The organism is Labedaea rhizosphaerae, from assembly GCF_004362825.1.
Taxonomy (GTDB): domain Bacteria; phylum Actinomycetota; class Actinomycetes; order Mycobacteriales; family Pseudonocardiaceae; genus Labedaea; species Labedaea rhizosphaerae.
This window is the reverse complement of the sequence record NZ_SNXZ01000003.1, coordinates 733,207-749,822: the sequence shown is the minus strand read 5'-3', so window position 1 is coordinate 749,822 and position 16,616 is coordinate 733,207. Positions and strand designations below refer to the sequence as shown.

At 70.1% G+C, this 16,616-nt stretch carries 19 protein-coding genes and 11 tRNA genes; 8 read left to right on the top strand and 22 right to left on the bottom strand.

Annotated elements, in window-relative coordinates; translation table 11 throughout:
* Positions 1-19 precede the first annotated feature (19 nt).
* The 5 genes from EV186_RS20715 to EV186_RS20700 all read right to left on the bottom strand — a co-directional run bounded on the left by EV186_RS20715 (position 20) and on the right by EV186_RS20700 (position 3,131).
* Entirely contained in the window at positions 20-724 is a 705-nt protein-coding gene (locus EV186_RS20715; RefSeq protein WP_166659249.1) for a response regulator transcription factor, read from the bottom strand.
* Positions 721-888, bottom strand: a complete 168-nt coding sequence (locus tag EV186_RS39010) for a hypothetical protein (RefSeq protein ID WP_166659248.1) — start codon at positions 886-888, stop codon at positions 721-723. The genes EV186_RS20715 and EV186_RS39010 overlap by 4 nt, the downstream gene beginning before the upstream one ends.
* A gap of 97 nt (positions 889-985) precedes the next feature.
* Positions 986-1,681 carry a TetR/AcrR family transcriptional regulator gene (locus EV186_RS20710; RefSeq protein WP_133850950.1) on the bottom strand — a complete coding sequence of 232 codons (696 nt, stop codon included), beginning with the start codon at positions 1,679-1,681 and terminating at the stop codon, positions 986-988.
* 10 nt (positions 1,682-1,691) lie between these two features.
* On the bottom strand, positions 1,692-2,402 hold the full coding sequence (locus EV186_RS20705) for a MerR family transcriptional regulator (protein ID WP_133850949.1): 711 nt from the start codon (positions 2,400-2,402) through the stop codon (positions 1,692-1,694).
* 51 nt (positions 2,403-2,453) lie between these two features.
* Entirely contained in the window at positions 2,454-3,131 is a 678-nt protein-coding gene (locus EV186_RS20700) for a SanA/YdcF family protein (protein ID WP_243754166.1), read from the bottom strand.
* A 109-nt stretch (positions 3,132-3,240) separates the two neighbouring features.
* On the opposite strand from EV186_RS20700, the gene EV186_RS20695 reads away from it, so the two are divergent.
* Entirely contained in the window at positions 3,241-3,810 is a 570-nt protein-coding gene (locus EV186_RS20695) for a dihydrofolate reductase family protein (RefSeq protein ID WP_133850948.1), read from the top strand.
* Positions 3,811-3,815: 5 nt separating this feature from the next.
* Here EV186_RS20695 and EV186_RS20690 read toward each other — a convergent pair whose 3' ends face one another.
* Positions 3,816-4,481 (bottom strand): helix-turn-helix transcriptional regulator, encoded by a 666-nt coding sequence (locus EV186_RS20690; protein ID WP_133850947.1) that lies wholly within the window; start codon positions 4,479-4,481, stop codon positions 3,816-3,818.
* A 63-nt stretch (positions 4,482-4,544) separates the two neighbouring features.
* Between EV186_RS20690 and folE the strand changes: the two genes are divergently transcribed.
* Genes folE through EV186_RS20675 form a run of 3 tightly spaced genes read left to right on the top strand, consistent with a single transcriptional unit; the run spans position 4,545 to position 6,919 of the window.
* Positions 4,545-5,180, top strand: a complete 636-nt coding sequence (gene folE, locus EV186_RS20685) for a GTP cyclohydrolase I (protein WP_424983040.1) — start codon at positions 4,545-4,547, stop codon at positions 5,178-5,180.
* Positions 5,177-6,307, top strand: a complete 1,131-nt coding sequence (locus tag EV186_RS20680; RefSeq protein ID WP_133850946.1) for an NAD(P)/FAD-dependent oxidoreductase — start codon at positions 5,177-5,179, stop codon at positions 6,305-6,307. Before folE ends, EV186_RS20680 begins: the two co-directional genes overlap by 4 nt.
* Before the next feature lie 9 nt (positions 6,308-6,316).
* The gene (locus EV186_RS20675) at positions 6,317-6,919 is read left to right on the top strand and encodes an endonuclease (RefSeq protein ID WP_133850945.1); all 603 of its coding nucleotides are present in this window, start codon (positions 6,317-6,319) and stop codon (positions 6,917-6,919) included.
* A gap of 263 nt (positions 6,920-7,182) precedes the next feature.
* Here the strand turns inward: EV186_RS20675 and EV186_RS20670 are convergent.
* The 12 genes from EV186_RS20670 to EV186_RS20620 form a co-directional block, all read right to left on the bottom strand.
* A tRNA-Val gene (locus EV186_RS20670) sits at positions 7,183-7,255 on the bottom strand.
* Between the two features lie 91 nt (positions 7,256-7,346).
* Positions 7,347-7,418 (bottom strand) — tRNA-Arg (locus EV186_RS20665).
* Between the two features lie 15 nt (positions 7,419-7,433).
* Positions 7,434-7,523 (bottom strand) — tRNA-Ser (locus EV186_RS20660).
* Positions 7,524-7,531: 8 nt separating this feature from the next.
* Positions 7,532-7,617, bottom strand: a tRNA-Ser gene (locus EV186_RS20655).
* A 6-nt stretch (positions 7,618-7,623) separates the two neighbouring features.
* Positions 7,624-7,941, bottom strand: a complete 318-nt coding sequence (locus tag EV186_RS20650; RefSeq protein WP_243754165.1) for a tetratricopeptide repeat protein — start codon at positions 7,939-7,941, stop codon at positions 7,624-7,626.
* Positions 7,942-8,129: 188 nt separating this feature from the next.
* Positions 8,130-8,212, bottom strand: a tRNA-Leu gene (locus EV186_RS20645).
* Positions 8,213-8,224: 12 nt separating this feature from the next.
* Positions 8,225-8,298, bottom strand: a tRNA-Gln gene (locus EV186_RS20640).
* Between the two features lies 1 nt (position 8,299).
* Positions 8,300-8,376, bottom strand: a tRNA-Leu gene (locus EV186_RS20635).
* A gap of 10 nt (positions 8,377-8,386) precedes the next feature.
* A tRNA-Leu gene (locus EV186_RS39005) sits at positions 8,387-8,460 on the bottom strand.
* A gap of 6 nt (positions 8,461-8,466) precedes the next feature.
* A tRNA-Glu gene (locus tag EV186_RS20630) sits at positions 8,467-8,538 on the bottom strand.
* Between the two features lie 5 nt (positions 8,539-8,543).
* Positions 8,544-8,615: transfer RNA gene (locus EV186_RS20625), tRNA-Arg, on the bottom strand.
* A gap of 23 nt (positions 8,616-8,638) precedes the next feature.
* A tRNA-Gly gene (locus EV186_RS20620) sits at positions 8,639-8,711 on the bottom strand.
* Between the two features lie 494 nt (positions 8,712-9,205).
* Between EV186_RS20620 and EV186_RS20615 the strand changes: the two genes are divergently transcribed.
* Positions 9,206-9,421, top strand: a complete 216-nt coding sequence (locus EV186_RS20615) for an antitoxin (protein ID WP_133850944.1) — start codon at positions 9,206-9,208, stop codon at positions 9,419-9,421.
* Positions 9,422-9,435: 14 nt separating this feature from the next.
* Here EV186_RS20615 and EV186_RS20610 read toward each other — a convergent pair whose 3' ends face one another.
* Together EV186_RS20610 and EV186_RS20605 are read right to left on the bottom strand one after the other, a co-directional pair.
* Positions 9,436-10,248 (bottom strand): SDR family NAD(P)-dependent oxidoreductase, encoded by an 813-nt coding sequence (locus tag EV186_RS20610; protein ID WP_133850943.1) that lies wholly within the window; start codon positions 10,246-10,248, stop codon positions 9,436-9,438.
* Positions 10,245-11,171, bottom strand: a complete 927-nt coding sequence (locus tag EV186_RS20605) for an SDR family NAD(P)-dependent oxidoreductase (protein ID WP_133850942.1) — start codon at positions 11,169-11,171, stop codon at positions 10,245-10,247. The genes EV186_RS20610 and EV186_RS20605 overlap by 4 nt, the downstream gene beginning before the upstream one ends.
* A gap of 71 nt (positions 11,172-11,242) precedes the next feature.
* Here EV186_RS20605 and EV186_RS20600 point away from each other — a divergent pair, with 71 nt between their 5' ends.
* Both EV186_RS20600 and EV186_RS20595 read left to right on the top strand, forming a co-directional pair.
* On the top strand, positions 11,243-12,154 hold the full coding sequence (locus tag EV186_RS20600) for a LysR family transcriptional regulator (RefSeq protein ID WP_133850941.1): 912 nt from the start codon (positions 11,243-11,245) through the stop codon (positions 12,152-12,154).
* A gap of 573 nt (positions 12,155-12,727) precedes the next feature.
* The gene (locus EV186_RS20595; RefSeq protein ID WP_341815241.1) at positions 12,728-13,345 is read left to right on the top strand and encodes an SAM-dependent methyltransferase; all 618 of its coding nucleotides are present in this window, start codon (positions 12,728-12,730) and stop codon (positions 13,343-13,345) included.
* A 10-nt stretch (positions 13,346-13,355) separates the two neighbouring features.
* Here the strand turns inward: EV186_RS20595 and EV186_RS20590 are convergent, their stop codons facing one another.
* Positions 13,356-14,948: a gamma-glutamyltransferase gene (locus tag EV186_RS20590; protein WP_133850939.1), complete on the bottom strand. Its 1,593-nt coding sequence runs from the start codon at positions 14,946-14,948 to the stop codon at positions 13,356-13,358.
* Between the two features lie 4 nt (positions 14,949-14,952).
* Positions 14,953-15,474 (bottom strand): MarR family winged helix-turn-helix transcriptional regulator, encoded by a 522-nt coding sequence (locus tag EV186_RS20585; RefSeq protein ID WP_133850938.1) that lies wholly within the window; start codon positions 15,472-15,474, stop codon positions 14,953-14,955.
* An 89-nt stretch (positions 15,475-15,563) separates the two neighbouring features.
* Here EV186_RS20585 and EV186_RS20580 point away from each other — a divergent pair, with 89 nt between their 5' ends.
* A complete protein-coding gene (locus EV186_RS20580) occupies positions 15,564-16,559 on the top strand; it encodes an alpha/beta hydrolase-fold protein (protein ID WP_243754164.1) in 996 nt (331 codons plus the stop codon).
* Positions 16,560-16,616: the final 57 nt, after the last annotated feature.

Sequence of the window (16,616 nt, the reverse complement as noted above, 5' to 3'; positions counted from 1 at the left end):
GACAACGGTATGTCAGCGCTCAGCGTTTGCCGAGCAGGCCCGCCTCGTAACCCCGCGCCACCGCGTGCGCCCGGTCGTGGGCACCGAGCCGGCGCAGGATCTCCTTCACGTGCGTGCGCACCGTCTCCACCGACACGAACAGCGACTCCGCGATGTCCCCGTTGCGCCGGCCCTGCGCGATCAGGTGCAGGATCTGGCGCTGCCGTTCGGACAACGGCATCCGGTGTTCGGTCTCCACGGCCAGCGCGCTCTGCAGGCCGGCCAGTTCGGGGTCGAGGAACGGGCGGCCGCTGTGCGCCGCGCGCACGGCCGCGACGATCACGCCCGGGGCCGACGAACGCGCCACCAGACCGGAGACGCCCGAAGCGCGGGCCGCCCGCACGTACTGCGCCGCCTGGGGATTGTCGTTGTGCACCAAGCCGATCACCGTGCCCACCCGTTCCGTGGCGAGCAACGACCGGGCACCGGAGGCCCCCGGGTCCAGGCAACTGTCGATCAGCACCACGTGCGGGCGCAGGCGGGCCGCCACGGACAGGGCCGTCTCGATGTTGTTGACCGCGCCGCACCACGACAGGCCCGCCGTGCTGTCGACCAACGCCCGCAGGCCGAAGCCCGCCAGCGGCAGGGCGTCGACCACCAGGACGCGCAGCACGTCCGGTGCGGCCGAAGGACCGGTGGACGGGACGGCCGCGAGGTGCGGGCGGGTGGCGGCGGCCGGCCTCACGACCCGGTCTCCGCTTTCGGCGCGACGGGCGCGGACGCGTCGATCGCATCGAATGCGGCCTTGGCCTCCGCGTGCAGGCGCGCGATCACCTCCCGCGCTTCCTTCGCCGCCGTTTCCAGCCAGTCGGGCTGCGCTGTCTTGTTCGGCACCGAGCCGCCCTCCATTGCGTTGCACCGTTCGGGTGCTTCCGCGAGTAACAGTTACACCACTGTACCAGTAACACCTGGTAGTGAACCGCATGCAAAAGACGGATTCGATACCTCAGGCGGGTGATTCACCTGCGACTTCTGGCAGGGGTGCCGTGGGGTCCATCTGGATGCCGAGGTTACGCAGCGCAGCGTCGAGCACGCCCCAAACCCAACCGGAGAGGTTTCCCACGAGCGCGTCGAGGTCCAGCGGACCGGGGTGCGCCAGCCACCGGTTGGTCGCCGACTCGACGAGCCCGGTGATGCCGAACGCGATCGGATCGGCGATCGCCGGGTCCTGGCCGAACACCCCGAGGTAGCCGGCGAGCAGCGAGCGCATCGGCGCGCTGATCGCCGCACGCACGTCGACGATCAGCGGGTCCCGGCCGGACACGGCGTCGACGGTGCGCAGGACCACGTACTGGTAGAGCGCGTGGTTCTCGATCAACCACGCCACGTAGGTGCGCACCGACTTGGTGATCAGGTCCTGGGCGCTGCCGCGCGGGCTCGCGAACGTCAGCACCATCCGCTCGATGATGGCCTGCGCGGCGCCCTGGGCGACCGCGTCGTAGAGGTCGTCGGCGTCGTCGAAGTGCCGGTAGAGCCGGGTGCGCGCGATCCCCGCACCTGCGGCGATCTGCTCGGTGGACACGCCGGGCCCGTGCGCCTTGATGGCGTCGAGCGCGGCGGCGACGATCTCCGCCCGCCGCTTGGCGCGCTGACCGGCCCAGCGAGTGGCCCGCCCGTCTCCGGCACCGTCGTTGCCCGTCACGCCATTCAGGTTATGGCATAGGGGAAATCGGCACCTCACCGTCCGAACGCGACGGTGGGAAGAGATCGGTCACCAACTCGGCCGCTTCGGCCGGCGCGAGCACGTCTACGTGCAACGATGCGCCGTCCAGGTGCAACCGGAAGTCGAAGAACGGGCAGCACCGCTGCTCCTGGACGGCCAGTTCCGCGATCGCCGCCGCCCGGTCGACCGGCACCGTCAGCCGCACGCCGCCGGGCAGCTCGACGCGCGTCGCGTCGGCGACGAGGTCCCGCCACCGGGTGACGCGGTCGCCGAGTTCGGTCTCACCCAGTGAGCAAGCGACCGGGACGTCGCGGGCAAGGCAGTCCTCAGTGCACGGACCGGCCCGATCGGGCAGCGTGTCGAGCCGGGCCAACGCGGCCCGCAACGACACCGCGAACGCCGTCGACTCGGCCGCGTGCCGGTCGGCCTCGACCAGCCGCTCGGCCAGCCGCGGCCGCAGGTCCGATTTCACGTGCGTGCACACGCCGTCGTCCCACGTCGTGAGAAGTTCACCGGCCTGCGCCAACGACAGGCCGAGCCGCTTGGCGGCGGCGATGAACGCCACCCGCTCGACGTCCCGCTCGTCGTAGACCCGGTAACCGGCCGGGGTGCGCTCGGCGGGCAGCAGCCCCTGCGCCTCGTAGAACCGCAGGGTGCTCGCCGGCACCCCGGACCGCTCGGCCAGCTCGGAAATCCGCATGCGCCAACGCTAAACCTTCGACCCGGCTCGAAGGTCAAGCAAACTGGATGGTCATTTGCTCGCGAGCGCGGTGGTCACGCCGGTCTCCTGGCGGCCGAGGTACTTCGGATCGGGCTGGACGAGGTAGTCCACAACGGCCTTGAGGGACGCGGCCACCTCACGAACCTGGTATCGGAAGTCGTTGTCCGGTGCGGGGGAGACCACGCCGTTCGTGTCGATCCCCGCCCGGGTGCACAAGAAGATCGCACGCCGCACGTGGAAGTCTTGCGTGACAACGATCGCCTTGCTCACCCCGAAGATGCGCGCGGCCCGGGTGCAGGAGTCGTAGGTGTCGAACCCCGCGTAGTCGGCCACCACCTTGTCCGCGGGCACGCCGTGCTGCGTCAGCCACGTCCGCATCGCGGTGACCTCGTCGTACTGGACCGAGCCGTTGTCCCCGGTCACCAGGAGGACGCGGACCTTCCCGGTGTCGTACAACGTCTTCGCGGCCTGCAGCCGTGACTCGAGGTAGGCCTGCGGGGTGCCGTCGGGCAGCACGCGGGCGCCGAGCACGATCCCCACCGGCGCCGGCGGCACGGTCGCCGCCGTATAGACGCGGTCGCCGGTCAGGACCCGGATCGACAACCACGACGCCACCATCGCCACGACCGCTGCGGGCCCCACGACCATGGCCACGAGCAACGGGCGCCGCACCCACGCGCGCCGCCACAACCCCCGGATCCACCCCATGCCCCTTGGGACGCGTGGACCACCGCCGAAGTTGCCAAGGCGAAGGTGTCGAGACCGTCGTGGCGGTTCCGTCCCTGGGGCAGAAGCCGCAAGCAACGGGAGGACAGCCATGCGCAAGCTCATCGTCCAGCAGTGGGTCACCGTCGACAACATCGCCGCCGAGGAGGATGGCGGCCTGAGCTTCGTGTCCGGGGAGCCGTTCGACGACGAGGTCACCGACAACCCCTTCCAGAACGCCATGATGGCCTTCGGCGACTCGATCGACACGATGATCCTCGGCGCGAACACCTACCACCAGTCCAAAGGTTACTGGCCGCACGCCGAGGACCAGGGCGAATGGGGCCGCAAGCTCAACAACCTGACCAAGTTCGTCGCCTCGTCGAAGCTCGACGAGGCCCCGTGGGGCGACTTCCCCGCGGCGACCGTGACCCGCGACCCGATCGCCACCATCCGCGAGCTCAAGGCACAGCGCGGCAAGGACCTCTGGCTGTGGGGGAGCCTGACGCTCATGCGCTCGCTGCTGGCGGCCGGCGTCGTCGACGAGGTCCGGCTGCTGGTCTGCCCGGCGACCCGCGGCACCGGGACCCGGATCTTCACCGATCGCCAGGACCTGGCGCTGGTCGACGCTGTTGTGGCGGACAACGGCGTGGTGCTGCTGCGCTACGAGATCAAGAAATAGCGAGCTCAAGAAATAGCCTTCACGCAGCAGTGGCCGGGCTCTGGTTCCAGGAAGGCGCGCACGCGCGGGCAGCCGAGCCCGTCGGCGACACCTTGCACGTAGGAAAGGTTGAGCCCGCAGACCAGCTCCGTGTGCTTCTGGGCCAGAGAGTCGAACGGGCAGTTGGCCAGCACGAGCGTGTCGCCGTCGGTGCGCGGCTCGAAGCCCTGGTCCTTGAGGGTGTCGGCGAGCCGGTCGAGCGGGGGCGCCTCGCTCGGCTCGGCGGTCCGGCCGAGCTTGTGGCCTTCGGCGTGGGCGGTCTCGTGCAGGGCCTCGGGCAGCGGCGTGCCCTCGGCGGCGCGCTGCACGGCGGAGGCCAGCAGGTCGCCGACCAGGTCGTAGCGGCGCTCGGGCAGCGACACGGTGAACTGCCGGTCCGAGCGCCGATAGAGCTTGGCGGGGCGACCGGCGCCGGGCCCGGTCTTGCCGCTCAGCCGCCGGTACTCGACCTCGAGCAGGCCGTCGTCGACGAGGCGGTCCAGGTGGAACTTGGCCGTGTGCACCGGGACGTGCACGCCGGACGCCGCCTCCTCGCGACCTACGGCGTCGGGCTGGGACACGACGTAGGTGTAGAGCGCGCGGCGCACCGGCTCGGCGAGGGCGCCGATGCCCGAGATGTCGGCCGCGTCCATGGGCTTCCTCTCTAAAAGAGAACTTGCTTGACTATACATGGCTCGGCGCTCTACGTTCTTCTAGTGACGAATTCCCTCTCCGATAGAAGCGCCACGGTCAGCAAGCTCCGCCCGCGCCTGAGCCATGCGGGCGCGCCCGTCGACCTTGCCGCCGCGGAACGGGCCGCCGCCGACTTCCTGGTCGCGCTGGGCATCGACGTGTCGAGCGAGGCGACCGAGGACACGCCGCGCCGGATGGCGCACGCGTTCGCGGAGATGCTCACGGTGCCCGAGTTCGACATGACCACGTTTCCCAACGACCAGGACTACGACGAGCTCGTGGTCGTCGAGGGGATCGAGTTCCGGTCGCTGTGCGAGCACCACATGCTGCCGTTCACCGGCGTCGCGCACGTCGGGTACCTGCCGGGGGAGCGCATCCTCGGGCTCTCGAAGCTCGCCCGGCTGGTCGCTTTCTTCGCCGCCCGCCCGCAGACCCAGGAGCGGCTGACCAAGCAGATCGCCGACGAGCTCAACCGCAACCTCGCCCCCAAGGGTGTCGGCGTCGTCGTCATGGCCGAGCACGCGTGCATGAGCCTGCGCGGCGCGCGGGCACGCAACACCCACACCGTGACCTCGGCGCTGTACGGCGACGTGCGGGAGAACCCGGCCCTGCGCGCGGAATTCCTGTCCCTGACCAAGAACGCGAGGACCAACCCATGACCATCGCCATCGTCGGCGGCGGCCTCGCCGGCGCCACCGTCGCGACCGAACTGCGGGAACGCGGCCACGAGGGCCCGGTGACCATCTACGCCGCCGAGCCGCACCTGCCCTACGAGCGGCCGCCGCTGTCCAAGGGTGTGCTGCTCGGCAACGACGAGCCGGACTCGGTGTTCGTGCACGACCTCGACTGGTATCGGGAACACGACGTCGTGGTGCGCCGGGGCACGCGCGTCACGGCCATCGACCCGGCCCGGCACGTGCTGGGCACGGCCGACGGCGAGGAGCCGTACGAGAAGCTCGTGCTGGCAACGGGTTCGTCGCCGCGGCGGATGCGGCTGGCCGACGAGTGCGGCAAGCCGGTCGTCTACCTGCGCACCATCGAGGACAGCCGCCGGCTGAGGGAAGCCTTGTCCTCTTCGCCGTCCGTCGCGATCGTGGGTGGCGGCTGGATCGGGCTCGAGGTCGCGGCGGCGGCCCGGTCGATGGGCTGTGCGGTCGCCGTGTTCGAGATGGCCGAGCAGCCGTTGCACGCGGTGCTCGGGCCCGAGATCGGCAAGGCGTTCGCCGACCTGCACCGCGGGCACGGCGTCGACCTGCGACTCGGCGCCGCGGTGACGGCCGCGGACCTCGCCGCCGCGGACCTGGTCGTGGTCGGGATCGGCGCGGTCCCGTCGGTCGAGCTGGCCGCCGACGCGGGTCTGGCCGTGGACAACGGCGTGCTGGTCGACGCGACCCTGCGGACGTCCTCGCCGGACGTGTTCGCCATCGGGGACATCGCCAACCACGACCACCCGGTCCTCGGGCACCGCGTGCGGGTCGAGCACTGGGACAACGCCATCGAGCAAGGCAAGACCGTCGCGCACAACCTGCTGGGCGACGACTCACCCTACGAGCGGCAGCCCTACTTCTTCACCGACCAGTACGACCTCGGGATGGAGTACGTCGGCCACGTCGGCCCGGCCGGGTACGACGAGGTGACCATCGAGGGCGACCTCGCCGGGGCGTTCCGGGCGTACTGGCAGCGCGATGGCGTGGTCGTCGCGGCGATGCACGCCAACGACTGGGACGCGAGCGACGCGATCCGCGCCAGCATCGGCACGTCGTTTGCCAAGGGTGCCGCCGGGTAACCGCACTTTGTGGACGTCGAGGAGCTGCTTTCGCGGTACGGCCCGAGCTACGCGGAGGAGGCCGGCATCAAGCTGACCGACAAGCCCGGGCCGCTCTACCAGCTGCTGGTGCTGACCACGTTGCTGTCGGGCCGGATCAAGGCGGACATCGCCGTGCGGACCGCGCGCTGCCTGTTCGACGCGGGGTGGAAGACGCCGGCGAAACTGCGTGACTCGACCTGGCAGCAACGGGTCGACGTGCTCGGGCGCGGTGGGTACAAGCGCTATGACGAGAGCACGGCGCGGTACCTCGCGGACGGGGCCGAGTTGCTGCACGAGCGGTACAAGGACGACCTGCGCAAGCTCGCCGCCGAGGCCGACCAGGACCCGGGGAAGGTGCGCGGCCTGCTCGAGGAGTTCCCGAAGATCGGGCCGACGGGTGCGGAGATCTTCTGCCGCGAGGCCCAGGCGGTGTGGCCGTTCCTGCGGCCAAGCTTCGACAAGAAGGCCCTCGACGCGGCCAAGAAGGCCGGTCTGCCGACGGATCCGGCGAAGTTGGCGGCCAGGGTGAAGCCGGATCAGGCGGCGGTGCTGGCGGCGGCGTTGGTCCGGTACGGCCTCGACACGAAGTGAACCCGCTCATTTACTACGAAATCATAGTGTTTGGATTCGTAGTGTATCGATGCGAAGTAGCTCGGTCTCGACCGCTCGGGGAGCCCAAGGTCGGTAGATCCTGATGGGATTTACTACGAAATCGTACTGTTTGCATTCGTAGTGTATGAATGCGAACAGGTCGTCCACAGCGGAGCATGGTCGCGCGTCCTGGTGTCGCACCAGGCGGGCCGGGGTTATGAGCCCCGGCTGGCCACTGGGCCCCGCGCGTTCGAACAAGACCGTGCGCGTACCAGGACTCGAACCTGGGATCTCCCCGATGTGACCGGGATGCTCTCGCCGCTGAGCCACACGCGCGCGTGCGAAGTGGAGTACGAGGGTGTCGAACCCCCCACGGTGATCTTGCAAGGATGACCTGCGCGCCGGCGCGTACCCCAAGGTTTTGCCGTGCCCCCAGCAGGAGTCGAACCTGCATTGCCGCCTTCGGAGAGCGGAGTCGTGTCCGTTGGACCACAGGGGCGGGAACTTCGCTGAGCGGAGGATGCAGGATTCGAACCTGCGCGGCGCTCGTCACGCCGACCACTGTTTTCGAAACAGCTGCCTTACCGGGCTCGGCCAATCCTCCCGAGAACGCGGAGGGCGCGCGGATCGAACGCGCGCCGGGGGAGACCCGGACCTCGGGTTAGCAACCCGGTGCCTTGCCACTCAGCCAGCCCTCCTAGTTCTCACTCACCGCTCATGGCCGCGGCGAGCCGCAAACTGCTCGCGGCCTCGTCGTGCCTGCTCTGGCGTTGCAACACCCGGCCCAGCATCAGGTGGGCGTAGGCGTCCGCCGGGTTGCGCTGGAGCACCTCGCGCAGTTCCGCCTCGGCGCGGGTGAGCTGCGCCGAGTGGTAGTACGCGCGGGCCAGCAGCAGCCGGATCGCGGTGTTGTCCGGCTCTTCCGTCACCAGCTCCGCCAGTTCCGTCGCGGCCGCGCTGTACTGCCGGTCGTCGAACAACATCCCGGCGTAGCGGTAGCGACCGAACAAGGTCCCGTCCACTGCTTCCTCCTAATTGGTTGACTGTTCAACCAACCGCTGGAACGACGGGGTGCGGCTCCACATTCCCTCGTGCTCACTCCTTCGCGTGAACCGCCGCGGCCACGCCCTGCCGTGCCCGTGTTGTCGCTGGTCAGCCTGGCTATGGTCGCCGCCGTGGCGAGGAAGTCGCCGCCGTCGCACCGGCTGAGTACCCCCGGCAGGAGTCGAACCTGCACGCCCGTGCGGGCCCGCGGGTTTGAGCCGCGTGCGTCTGCCGTTCCGCCACGGGGGCCGATGTCCTGCGCTGCCCGTCGAGGGTTCGAACCTCGGTCTCCGGAGTCAGAGTCCGGCATCCTTGCCGATCTGGACCAACGGGCACTGGTACCCCTGCCAGGATTCGAACCTGGACCCCACACGTTCTGAGCGTGCGTCCTCTGCCAGTTGGGATACAGGGGCTTGTCTTGCGTGCGGTTCCGGGGAGTCGAACCCCGACTGGCTTGGCCCTCGACCAAGTGCCTCTCCCGGTTGGGCTAGAACCGCCTGGCGCAGCGCGTGCGGGAGTCGAACCCGCGTCCCCCGGACGAGAACCGGGCATCCGTACCGCTGGACCAACGCGCCATGCGCACCCCCACGAGGAATCGAACCTCGACCTCGGCGTTCGTAGCGCCGCACTCTCTCCGTTGAGCTATGGGGGTCCGTTGAGCCGCAGGCTCAACCGAGCGGCCGGCGGGCATCGAACCCGCTGCTCCAGGGTGGAAGCCTGGCGTGTCCGCCGAGTTCACCACGACCGCATGTCTTGCTCCGCTGTGGAGTTGTGAAAGAACAGGCGCCGAAATTGCGCGGTAAAGCACCGGTGGAAGGTGTCGAACCCTCTCGCCGCGGTTTTGGAGACCACGCCGCTTCCGAAGCTCACCGATTTGTTTTTTGCATGGGAAATAGAAGAAGCCGCCCGGATCGCTTGTGCGATGGGCGGCTCCCGTGCGTGACGCTGGTTACGTCACGGAGGAGAGCCTTCCCAGGTCAGAAGCATCTCGCTGGACCACGCGAGGGACTGCCGCCGGCCGAGCAGGCGCGCGGCAACGGCCACGGCGCCTGACTGCTGGCGCTGCGACCCTCGCTCTCGCATGCTCGACATCGCTTCTCCCGGGTCCTCGTGGTCGGTGTGTGTTTTCACTATGGCCGATTCACCGATGGCCGTCAATCATTATTTGGCGATTCGTGGTTGGGAACTTTGGCGGGTGGGTAGTTCGTTGGGTGAGAGAAGCACCGACAGGAAGGACCAGTCATGCCGATGCTCAGGAAGCTCACCGCCGTCGCCGGCGCCGCGGCGGCCGCGACGAACTACGCCAAGCGCCACCCGGACAAGGTGAACCAGGCCGCGGCGAAGGCGGGCGCGTTCATCGACAAGCAGACCAAGGGCCGCTATCGCCGCCAGATCGACACCGCCATGCACAAGGTCCGCTCGTTCACCGGGCAGCGGCCGGACGCGGGTCGACCCTAGGCAGGCGATCGGCGCTACCGCCAGGGCACGACCTTGCCGTGGCGGACCAGCTGCCCGTAGCGGTCGGGGTCGACGGGCTGGAACGCGAGCTCCAGCAGGGCGACGGCGGCCTGCGCGGGCGTGGGCGCGTCGCTGACGTCCCACCACAGTGCCGAAGTCGGTGTGTTGATCATGCCGGGGCAGGCGGCGGCGACGAGGATCCCGCGGGCGGCGTCGTCTTCCCGGCGTTGCTCGGCCAGCGCCCGCACGGCGGCGACCTGCGCGATCTTGGACGGGATGTTCACGAATCCCGGCCACGCGCCCGAGCGTGCGCTGCCGTCCAGCACGGCATCCCGCCACGCGGCCACCTGCTCGTCCACCTCGTCCAAAGAGGACAAGCCGTCGAAGCGGTCGTGCAGCACCGGTGCGAGTTGGCGCAGCGTGCCAAGGGAACTGGCCACGACGATCAGGCGCCCGTTGTCGCGCATGATGGGGGCGAAGGCACGCAACAACCGTGTGGTGCCGAAGTTGTTGACCTCCGTGTACGCCTCGACGATCGAGCGCGGATCGTCGTCGGGACCGACGCGCATGACGGCGTTGCCGAACACGATGTCGACCCCGCCCAGCCGGTCGGCGAGACGGGCGGCGGCCATCGGCTCGGCGACGTCGAAGACCTCGCCACGCACCTGGGCGCCCCCGCCGGGCAGCGACTCGACGGCCTGGTTGATCCGGCCGAGGTCGCGGCCGGTGAGGTAGACGGTGTCCTCGGGCGTCAGACGCTGGGCAAGCCCTTCGACCAGCGCCAGGCCGAGGCCCTGGGTGGCGCCGGTGACCAGTGCGACCGTCATGCCACGCTCCGTTCCGACAGGTCCCACAACCGTTGCGCGCCTTCGGGATCCAGCGCGTAGCGGGCGACACCGTGCAACGGCGGCGCCTCACCGCGGCGGTCGATGGTGACGGCCTCGGCGCAGTCCTCGAAGTAGCGCCCGCCGATCCCCTTCAGCAGCGGGGAAGTGGCCACCAGGACCGACGTCGCCGCGCCTTGCGCCGGCGTCTTCATCAGTTCGAGCGGCGTCTGGCCGGTGCCGCGGCCGCCGGTGTGGCGCTGCAGGTTGGTGAAGATGCCGCCGGGCATGACGGCGTTCGCGGTGATGCCGTCGTCCGCCCAGCGCCGCGTGGCCTCGACCGCGAACAACACGTTCGCGGTCTTCGACTGGCCGTAGGCCAGCCACGGGTCGTAGGGCCGGAACGCGAAGTGGACGTCGTCGAACACGATCGGCGAGCGCTGGTGGCCGGTCGAGCTCACCGAGACGATGCGGGCGGCGCCGTCGGCGGCCAGGGCGTCGTGCAGCCCGGTGGCCAGCGCGAAGTGCCCGAGGTGGTTTGTGGCGAACTGCCACTCCCAGCCCTGCGGGGTGTGCCGCTCCGGGCAGGCCATCACCCCGGCGTTGTTGACGAGGATGTGCAGCGGCCCGTCCCACGCCGACGTGAACGCGGCGACCGAGTCCAGGTCGGTCAGGTCGAGCGGGTGGACGTGCAGGTCTTCGTTGCCCGTGGTGGCGGCGATGTCCTTGGCCGTGCGGTGGCCGGCTTCGGTGTCGCGGACGGCCAGGGTGACCTCGGCGCCGGTCGCGGCGAGGGCGCGCGCGGTCTCCACGCCGATGCCGGACGACGCGCCCGTGACCACGGCTCGCCGTCCGGTCAGGTCGATGCCCTCGACCACGTCCAGGGCGGTGCTGGTGAATCCGAACGGGGTTTCGATCAAGCTCATGCCTTCGACGTTAGGCGCGGCTGGTGCATGCGAAAAGCGAGAAAAGCGCAACCATGGTATGCGTATGTGTCATGGCCTTCGCCGATGCTTCCCTCGTCGCGCTGCGGGTGTTCCGTGAGGTCGCCGAACGCGGCACGCTCACCGCCGCGGCGGCCGCGCTCGGCTACACGCAGTCCGCGGTGTCCCGCCAGATCGCCGCACTGGAACGCGCCGCCGGCACCCCACTGCTGGAACGCCGCCACGACGGCGTGCGGTTGACACCGGCCGGCCGGATCGTGGTGCGCCGGGCAGCCGCCGCCGTCGACGAAGTCGATGCCGCGAGCCGCGAGCTGGCCGGCCTGCCCGAGGAGGCGGGCACGGTGCGGCTCGGCTGGATCCCGACGGCCGGGGCCTGGCTGGTGCCGCGCGCGCTGGCCGCGTTGCGCCGCACCGACCCGGCGATCACGGTGCTCACCCGCGAGGGCGGCACGCCGGCCCTGACCCGGGCGTTGCGGGCGGGCACCGTCGATCTCGCGCTACTGGCGTCCGGCCCGCCGTTCCGCTCGCCCGATGCCGAGACGCCGCCGCTGGAACTGCAGACGTTGACCGAACGCAGCCTGCGCATCGCGCTGTCCAGCACCCATCCATTGGCGCACGGCGATTTCGTCGACGTCGCCGACCTGCACGGTGAGCGCTGGATCGCCGGGGCGGGCGGCGAACTGCTGATGGGCGTGTGGCCCGGCCTGAACGAACGGCCCGAGATCGTCCACACCGCGCGCGACTGGCTGGCCAAGCTCCACCTGGTGGCGGCGGGTCTCGGCATCACGACCGTGCCCGCCCCGGTGGCCAAGGTGGCGCCGCCGGGTGTGCGCGTCCTGCCCGTGCGCGGCGGCCCCAGCGAACAACGCCGGATCCTCCTCGCCCGCCTCCCCGGCCCCGTCTCCGAACCCGCCGCCCGCCTGGCCGCCGCCCTCCGCACCGCCACCCTCGAATCCGAGTCCTGACCCGCTTCCCCACGGGAATTGGCCCGCTAATTCCCGCGGTCGGCGAGGGGCGGAGTGCGCCTGACCTGCGGTTCTGTCTGGCACATCTTCGTATTCATGAGGAATGAATGCGTCGTGGCTCCGAGTCATCTGCCGACGCCTCGTCACCCCACCCCGGAGGGAATTAGCCCGCTAGTTCCCGGGGCTGGCGCGGGATGCAGTGCGCCTGACCTGGGATTCTGCTCGCTACGCGCTCGTATTCATGAGGAATGAATGCGTTCCGCTTCGCGTTCGTCCCGCCGCGGGTCGCCTCCGGCTCGCTCGTGCGGAATTAGCCCGCTAATTCCGTCGGCCGGCGAGGGGTGGAATGCGCCTGACCTGCGGTTTCCCTCCGCGCGGCCTCGTATTCATGAGGAATGAATGGGTGGGGGGTGGAGGGAGGGTCGTAGGGTCGGGAGTATGGGTGCTGGGTTTGCCGCGGAGTGGTTGGCGGTGCGGGAAGCGGCGGATGCGGCAGCTCGGGACGGGAGTTTGCCGGCGAGGTTGCCGTCGGCTCCGTTGGTGGTGCGGGACCTCGGGTGCGGCACCGGCGCCATGGCTCGGTGGCTTGGTGCGCGGCTTTCCGGTTCGCCCCGGTGGATCCTGACCGATCACGACCCGGACCTGCTGGCCATCGCGGCCGCCACCGTGCCGGGGGCGGTCACCGATCTGCGGGACTTCACCACCTTGAGCGCGGACGATCTCGCAGGCACCGACCTCGTCACCGGCTCGGCCGTGCTCGACCTGTTGACCGCCGAGGAGATCACCGGCCTCGTCGAGTCGTGCGCCGGCGCGCGGTGCGCCGCCCTCTTCACGCTGTCCGTCGTGGGCAAGGTCCGCTTCACGCCGCCGGACCCGCTCGACGACGAGCTGGTGGCCGCCTTCAACGCCCACCAAAGGCGCACAGTGGGCGGTCGTCGCCTGCTCGGGCCGGACGGGATCGCTTGGGCGGCCGAGGAATTCGCGCGGCTGGGGTACACCGTCACCCGCGCGCCGAGCCCGTGGCGGCTCACGCCCGGCGAACTCTTCGATCAGTGGCTCGAAGGCTGGCTCGGCGCCGCCTGCGACTGGCGTCCGGAGTTGGCCGAGGCGGTGCGGGACTGGCGTCGGCGCCGATCGTCGCAAGAGCCGCACGTGGTCGTCGAACACGAAGACCTGCTTGCCATCCCGTGACCTCCGGGGCTCAGAGCCCCTCGACGGTGCCGCCCGAGAACGGCGTGCGCCCGCCGACGAGCGGCCCGTCGCCGAGCTGGATCCCGCCCCAGAACCCACGGGGCATCGTCGGTTCGGACAGCGGCCGGGGAGCGAGCGCCTGGCCGAGTTCTTCGGTCGCACGCACCACGGCCGGGTCGAACCGGTCGTCGATGACCTGGGGCACGGCCGCCATCACGTAGTCCCACACCTGCTCGCGGGGCACACCCTCGTCCTTCGCCCGGGCCACCGCGTTCTGCCAGGCTGATCCGACCGCCTTGCCCTTGAGCCGCTCCTGCAACGTGGTCGTTACGGTGTCCCCGGCGAGGTAGTCGGGACCGTGGAACATCGGGCGCCGGACGACTTCGTCCACCGGGAGGCCGAGCCCGAGCACCGCGTGGACGCCTTGCAGCGTGGCGCACTGCAGACCGGTGCCGATGCTGCTTGACGCGAGCACGGGCCGTCCGTCGCGCAACGCGATCGCCGGGTTCACCGGGCACGGCAGGTGCTCACCCGGCCCGAGGCCGGCCAGGGCGCGTTGCTGGAAGCAGGCGGAGTCCGGAATGGACACACCGCCGGCGAACAACCCGGTGCTGCCCCACAGGCTGGTGTTGATCGTGTGGCAGGCGGCGGCGACGTTACCGCGCTCGTCGACGGCGAGCACGAAGTCCGAGTGGCTGCCGGGCCGCATCGCCTGGCGGGTGATCTTGATCAGGTCGTGCAGCGCCCGGGGATCCTCGAGCGGATCGCCGTCGACGTCCTCGGCCAGGCGCAGGGCCGCGGCGAGCGCGGCGCCGCCGGTGTCCGGCCGTGCGATGGTGTGCACCTCGGTGCCGCGGAAGCCGACGGTGAGCGGATCCGCCCAAATCGGTTGGTACCGCGCCAAATCGTCCATTGTGGCCTTGCCGCCAGCGGCACGCACGACCGCGACGAACTCGCGTGCCCACGGCCCGCGGTACATCCAGTCGGCGCCTTCGGTGGCGACGGCACGCAACGTCGTGGCGAGTTCAGGCTGGCGGAAGGTGTCGCCGCGCTGCGCGCGGAACGACTCCGGCAGCACGTCCTTGCGCAGAGCGAACTGGCCCGCGCGGAGCGCGCCGACCGGAAACCCTTGCTCCGCAACGTGGATCGCCGCCGCGAACAGGTCGGCCCAGGGCAGCACACCGAATCGTTCGTGCGCGGAAGCGATTCCGGCCATGAATCCCGGCACGAGGGCCGTGCGCCCGCTCGGTTCGGGCGCTTTGGGGATGCTCGCCGCGTCGTCCTCCTCGGCGAACGTGGCATAGCCCGCGCTCAACGAGTCCGTCCGGTCTTCGCCTGCGTGCACCAGGTGGAAGACGCCCGCATAGCTGACCCACGAACCGGCGGCCAGGGCGATCTGGGTCAGCGCGGTCGCGATCACCGCATCGGTGGCGCTGCCGCCCGCCTCGAGCGCCTTGCGCCCGGCCAGCTGCGCGAACGGTCCGGTCGACCCGACGACCATCGCCTTGGTGCCGGTGCCCGAAGCGCCGTCGAGGTCCGGTTTGTCCAGGCCGAGGGTCAGGTAGCGGTGCACCTCTTCGCTGTCCCAGGCTTCCGGATCCACACCCTCAGCTTTCCACGGGCGGCATGAGCGGTGGCTCGTGTTCTTCCACGGCGGACACGACCTTGCGCAGCAGGTTCGAGAGCCGCTGGCGTTCGCCGTCGGTCAGGGCGCCGAGCAGCGCGCGCTCGGTGACCGCCTGCTCGTCGATGGTGGCCGCCCAGGCGTTGTGGCCCTTCTTGGTCAGGCGCACGAGCAGCCGGCGCCGGTCGTCCGGGTCGTGCGTGCGCGTGAGGTGACCCGAGTCCTCGAGCCGGTCCAGCCGGCTGGTGAGGGTGGCGGGGTGGGTGTCCAGCGCGCGGGCCAGCCAGGTGGGCGTCACCTGGTACGGCGCGCCCACCGAGCGCAGCCGCCAGAGGATGTCGTACTCCCACCCCTTCAGCTTCTGCGCGGCCAGCGCCTGTTCCTTGCGCCGCTGCAGCAGCCGGACGAGCACCTGCATCCGCGTGATCGCGCCCTCGATGTCCGCGTCGAGGTCGGGCACCTCGCGCACCCAGTGCTCGATATGTCTGTCGACGGAATCCTTCATATCCATATACTATCAGTTCGAACAGTACGAATTCATAGTAAACGAGAGGCGTCTGTATGCCACTGTGGCCACCGGAGTTCGCGGGCAGGATGAACGAACACACCATCGACAGCGACCTGCTGCGGGACAACCCGCTGGGCGATCCGCACGTACGGCCGCTCTGGGTCTACACACCGCCGGGCTACGACGAGGACCGAGACCGGCACTACCCGGTCGTGTACATGCTGCTGGGCTTCGGCGGCACGCTGCCCGCGTGGAGCAATCACCCCGCCCCGTACCGCAAACCGGTGCCGGTCCGCATCGACGAGGTCTTCGCCAAGGGCGAGGCCCCACCGATGATCCTGGCCTTCGTCGACGCCTGGACCACCTACGGCGGCAGCCAGTACGTCGACTCGGCCGGCACCGGCCGTTACCACTCCTACCTCTGCGACGAGGTCGTCCCCTGGGTGGACGCCCACTACCGCACCCGGCCGACCCGCGACCACCGCGCCATCGCGGGCAAGTCCAGCGGCGGCTTCGGCGCGTCGATGACGTCGATGCGCCGCCCCGACCTCTTCGGCGCCTTCGCCGCCCACTCGGGCGACGCGCTCTCCGAGGCCCAATATCTCCCGCACTTCCTGTGGGCCGCCCGCCACCTGCGCGCCTACGACGGCGACATCTTCGCGTGGTGGCAGGACTTCACGTCGCGAGTCGCCTTCACCAAGGACGAAGACCTGCGCCTGCTGGAAATCCTCGGTGTCTCCGCGTGCTTCTCCCCGGACACCGACGGCACCCCGCTCCTGCCGTTCAACCCGCGAACCGGCGCGCCGATCCCGGAGATCTGGTCGCGCTGGCTGGCCTGGGACCCGGTGCGCATGGCCCCGAACCACGCCGACGCCCTGCGTTCCCTGCACGCCATCTGGCTCGACGCCGGCACGCGCGACGAGTGGTTCCTCGACCTGGGCACCCAAGCCCTGCACGACGCCCTGCTCGACGCTGGTGTGGCGGAGGAATCCATCCACCTGGAGTTCTTCGACGCGGGCCACCACGGCATCGAGTACCGCCAGCCGCTGGCCCTGGCGTGGCTGGCGCACAAGCTGGCCTGACCCGCCTGGCCGGCCGGGATCGGTAACCCAAAGGGTTCCCTCGGCGATCTACGGTCG

Bases quoted from the DNA above. Each gene is read 5' to 3' on its own strand.
- EV186_RS20705 (WP_133850949.1), bottom strand. From the start codon at position 2,402: ATGCGGATTTCCGAGCTGGCCGAGCGGTCCGGGGTGCCGGCGAGCACC.
- EV186_RS20600 (WP_133850941.1), top strand. From the start codon at position 11,243: ATGGCCTTCGCCGATGCTTCCCTCGTCGCGCTGCGGGTGTTCCGTGAG.
- EV186_RS20680 (WP_133850946.1), top strand. From the start codon at position 5,177: ATGACCATCGCCATCGTCGGCGGCGGCCTCGCCGGCGCCACCGTCGCG.
- EV186_RS20610 (WP_133850943.1), bottom strand. From the start codon at position 10,248: ATGACGGTCGCACTGGTCACCGGCGCCACCCAGGGCCTCGGCCTGGCG.
- EV186_RS20690 (WP_133850947.1), bottom strand. From the start codon at position 4,481: ATGGACGCGGCCGACATCTCGGGCATCGGCGCCCTCGCCGAGCCGGTG.
- EV186_RS20700 (WP_243754166.1), bottom strand. From the start codon at position 3,131: ATGGGGTGGATCCGGGGGTTGTGGCGGCGCGCGTGGGTGCGGCGCCCG.
- EV186_RS20695 (WP_133850948.1), top strand. From the start codon at position 3,241: ATGCGCAAGCTCATCGTCCAGCAGTGGGTCACCGTCGACAACATCGCC.
- EV186_RS20595 (WP_341815241.1), top strand. From the start codon at position 12,728: ATGGCTCGGTGGCTTGGTGCGCGGCTTTCCGGTTCGCCCCGGTGGATC.
- EV186_RS20580 (WP_243754164.1), top strand. From the start codon at position 15,564: ATGAACGAACACACCATCGACAGCGACCTGCTGCGGGACAACCCGCTG.
- EV186_RS20615 (WP_133850944.1), top strand. From the start codon at position 9,206: ATGCCGATGCTCAGGAAGCTCACCGCCGTCGCCGGCGCCGCGGCGGCC.
- EV186_RS39010 (WP_166659248.1), bottom strand. From the start codon at position 888: ATGGAGGGCGGCTCGGTGCCGAACAAGACAGCGCAGCCCGACTGGCTG.
- EV186_RS20605 (WP_133850942.1), bottom strand. From the start codon at position 11,171: ATGAGCTTGATCGAAACCCCGTTCGGATTCACCAGCACCGCCCTGGAC.
- EV186_RS20585 (WP_133850938.1), bottom strand. From the start codon at position 15,474: ATGAAGGATTCCGTCGACAGACATATCGAGCACTGGGTGCGCGAGGTG.